Below are 3,182 nucleotides of genomic sequence, written 5' to 3' on the forward strand. Positions count from 1 at the left end.
GAGCGCGCCCCTGCGCTTCGAGGATGGCTTCCCTGCCACGCAGGTGCTTGAACGCTGGCACGACGACGTTGGCGAGCCCGATGGCGTAAACGGGGGGCGGCCATGATGCCCAAAGATCAGGATCCCGACACGCTGCCGCCGGCGCCTGGCCTGCCTTCTTTCCCGGATGCCGCCGCGCCAGATGTCGGGCCTGCCCGGGTTGGCGTTGATGAGGATGCTTTGCTGGTGGAGCGCGTGCAGCGCGGTGACCAGCGGGCCTTTGAAATGCTGGTCGTGAAGTACCAGCGCCGCATCGAGCGGCTCATCGCGCGCATGGTGCGCGACACGGACTTGGTCGAGGACATTGCCCAGGAAGCGTTCATCCGTGCTTACCGGGCCTTGCCTGGGTTCCGTGGTGAAAGTGCCTTCTACACCTGGCTTTATCGCATCGCCGTCAACACCGCCAAAAAGGCCATGATCGGCCTGCAGCGAGACCCCTTGCGCACCGAGTCGTCGTTGGCAGGCGCGGCGGACGACGACGATGACGCGCCACGCGTCGAAAATGATTTGAGCGATGGTGAGACGCCGGAGTCGATGCTGGCTTCCCGTCAGATTGCCGAGACCGTCAACGCCGCCGTCGAGTCGCTTTCAGACGATTTGCGACAGGCGATCACGCTGCGCGAGATCGAGGGGATGAGCTACGAGGACATTGCCGAGCTCATGCAGTGCCCGATTGGCACGGTGCGCTCGCGCATTTACCGTGCGCGGGAGGCCATTGCGTCGCGTTTGCGCCCCTTGCTTGACACCCGCGATGGGGAACGCTGGTGACGAATCGACACATCTTGGGAACTTTCTCGCCAGGGGCGGCACCAACCTGACATGCATGGCCTGCGATCCCGGCAGGCGAAAACACCTGGAGCCTCAGCATGTCCGAACGCACGCCCGACGACGTCATCCCCCGCGAGATCCTGTCCGCGCTGGCTGATGGGCAGGCCCATTCCGACGAGGTCGCGCGCGCTTGTGGCGCCTGGCGTCAGCAACCCGATGCCCGGGCCACCTGGCACGCTTACCACTTGATCGGCGAGGCCATGCGCTCGCCCGACCAGGCTTCTGGCAGCGACAGCGCGGCGTTCCTGCAGCGCTTGCGCACGCGTTTGGCCGATGAGCCTGTGGTCTTGTCTCCGCAGGCTGCGCAAACCGTGGGTCGAGTTGCGGCGCTGCAGCAGACTTCATCCGAGGCCGCCGATGGGGTGCAGCCTCTGAAGCGACGCATGTGGGCTGGTCCCATGGCGGTGGCAGCCAGTTTCGCCGCCATCGTCGGGGTCCTGACTCTGAACCTGGGGGTGCCGACTGGGGTGCCCGATGGTGCGCAGGTTGCACGCTCCGGAGTCGGTTGGTCCGAGGGCGCTGCCACGCCTGAGGGCGTGAACTCTGCGTTGGCTGCTGGGGGCTCTTTCAGTGCGGTGCGCACGCAGGGCCACGCCTGGCTGCCGGCGGATCCGAAGCTGGAGCAGGCCATGTCCGCTCAGCTGCCTCAACCTCAGCCGCCTCAAACGTTCTCTGACCGGCCTGATGTGATCCGGGTTGGGGTCGATTCAGATCGCTGACAAACCTGTGTTTTCGCTGCACCGCGTTGGCTCTGCCCTCGCGGTGCCTTGTTTTTTGGGGTGCCGGGCGCATCTGCGAACGCATCTTCACGTCCAACGGTTCACCCATCTTCATGTGCAGACGTGATGGCGAAACGCAATGTCGTCCAAACTCACGCCTGTGACGTTTCGTCATCATCCGCATCGCTTTCACAAGGTCCTGACATCCATGTCATCCAAGCAAATGAGCGTTACCTCCACCCCGTCCGTCATCCGCCGCACGCTCGTCGTCGGTGCAGTGGTGTCCGCTGTGGGGCTCATGCTGAGCTCCAGCCTGTTCCCTCATTCCTCGCAAGCGCAGCAAGCGCCGGTCGCATCGATCGCTCAGGTGGCGCCGGCCAACGCACCTTCGCTGGTCAAGGGGCTGCCTGACTTCACCGAGTTGGTCGAGAAGGTCGGCCCCTCCGTGGTCAGCATCCGAACGACTCAGCGCGTGGGCGACGAGGACGGCGAGGGTGACGAGGCCGATGCCCAGATGCGCGAGTTCTTCAAGCGGTTTTTCGGCGTGCCCATGCCCGAGCAACGTGGCAAAACCCCGCGCAAGGGGGGCGAGCAGGGCGGCTCGCAGGGCGAGGAGCGCCCGCGTGGGCTGGGTTCGGGCTTCATCCTGAGCCAAGACGGCTTCGTGATGACCAACGCCCACGTGGTCGAGGGCGCCGACGAGGTCTACGTCACCCTGACCGACAAGCGCGAGTTCAAGGCCAAGGTCGTCGGCGCCGACAAGCGCACCGATGTGGCCGTGCTGAAGATCGAGGCATCCAAGTTGCCTGCCGTGGTGGTGGGCGATGTCAACCGTCTGAGGGTGGGCGAATGGGTCATGGCCATCGGCACGCCTTTTGGCCTGGAGAACACCGTGACGTCCGGCATCGTCAGCGCCAAGGCGCGTGACACGGGCGAAGAAATCCGCTTCATCCAGACCGACGTGGCCGTGAACCCCGGCAACTCGGGCGGCCCGCTGATCAACATGCGCGGCGAGGTGGTGGGCATCAACTCACAGATCCTCAGCCGCTCGGGTGGCTTCATGGGCATCTCGCTGTCCATCCCGATCGATGACGCGGTGAAGGTGGCTGATCAGCTGCGCTCGGGTGGCAAGGTCACCCGCGGTCGCATCGGCGTTTCCATTGGCCAGGTCACCAAGGACGTGGCCGACTCCATCGGCCTGGCCAAGGCCGAGGGGGCGCTGGTGCAAGCGGTCGAGCCGGGCACGCCCGCTGACAAGGCTGGCCTCGAGGCAGGCGACATCGTCACCCGCTTCAATGGTCAACCGATCGAAAAGCCCGCAGACCTGTCTCGCCAGGTGGCGGCCACCAAGCCAGGCACGAAGGCCACCTTGCAGGTGTTCCGCCGAGGCGGCTACAAGGACCTGAGCATCACCGTGGCCGAGATGGATGGACCCAAGGCCAAGGCTGAGCAGGAAGCGGCCAAGCCGGCCAAGGTGGCGGCTTCGCTGCTGGGCTTGAACGTGACCGACCTCAGCGCAGAGCAAAAGCGTGAGCTCAAGCAAAACGGTGGGGTGCTGGTCGAAGATGCGCAGGGCCCCGCCGCTCGCGCTGGCTT

3 protein-coding genes are annotated in these 3,182 nt (G+C 65.2%); all 3 read left to right on the plus strand.

Translation table 11 applies throughout. The features are described from left to right. Positions 1–102: 102 nt before the first annotated feature. A complete protein-coding gene (gene rpoE / locus B2W70_RS03110; RefSeq protein ID WP_286742749.1) occupies positions 103–807 on the plus strand; it encodes an RNA polymerase sigma factor RpoE in 705 nt (234 codons plus the stop codon). A gap of 98 nt (positions 808–905) precedes the next feature. Next, a complete protein-coding gene (locus B2W70_RS03115) occupies positions 906–1,586 on the plus strand; it encodes a sigma-E factor negative regulatory protein (protein WP_286742750.1) in 681 nt (226 codons plus the stop codon). Between the two features lie 298 nt (positions 1,587–1,884). Next, the coding region (locus B2W70_RS03120) for a Do family serine endopeptidase (RefSeq protein WP_414631020.1) at positions 1,885–3,182 on the plus strand (1,298 nt) is incomplete at its 3' end.

Source organism: Aquabacterium sp. UBA2148 (assembly GCF_002328915.1).
GTDB classification, from domain to species: Bacteria; Pseudomonadota; Gammaproteobacteria; order Burkholderiales; family Burkholderiaceae_C; genus Aquabacterium; species Aquabacterium parvum.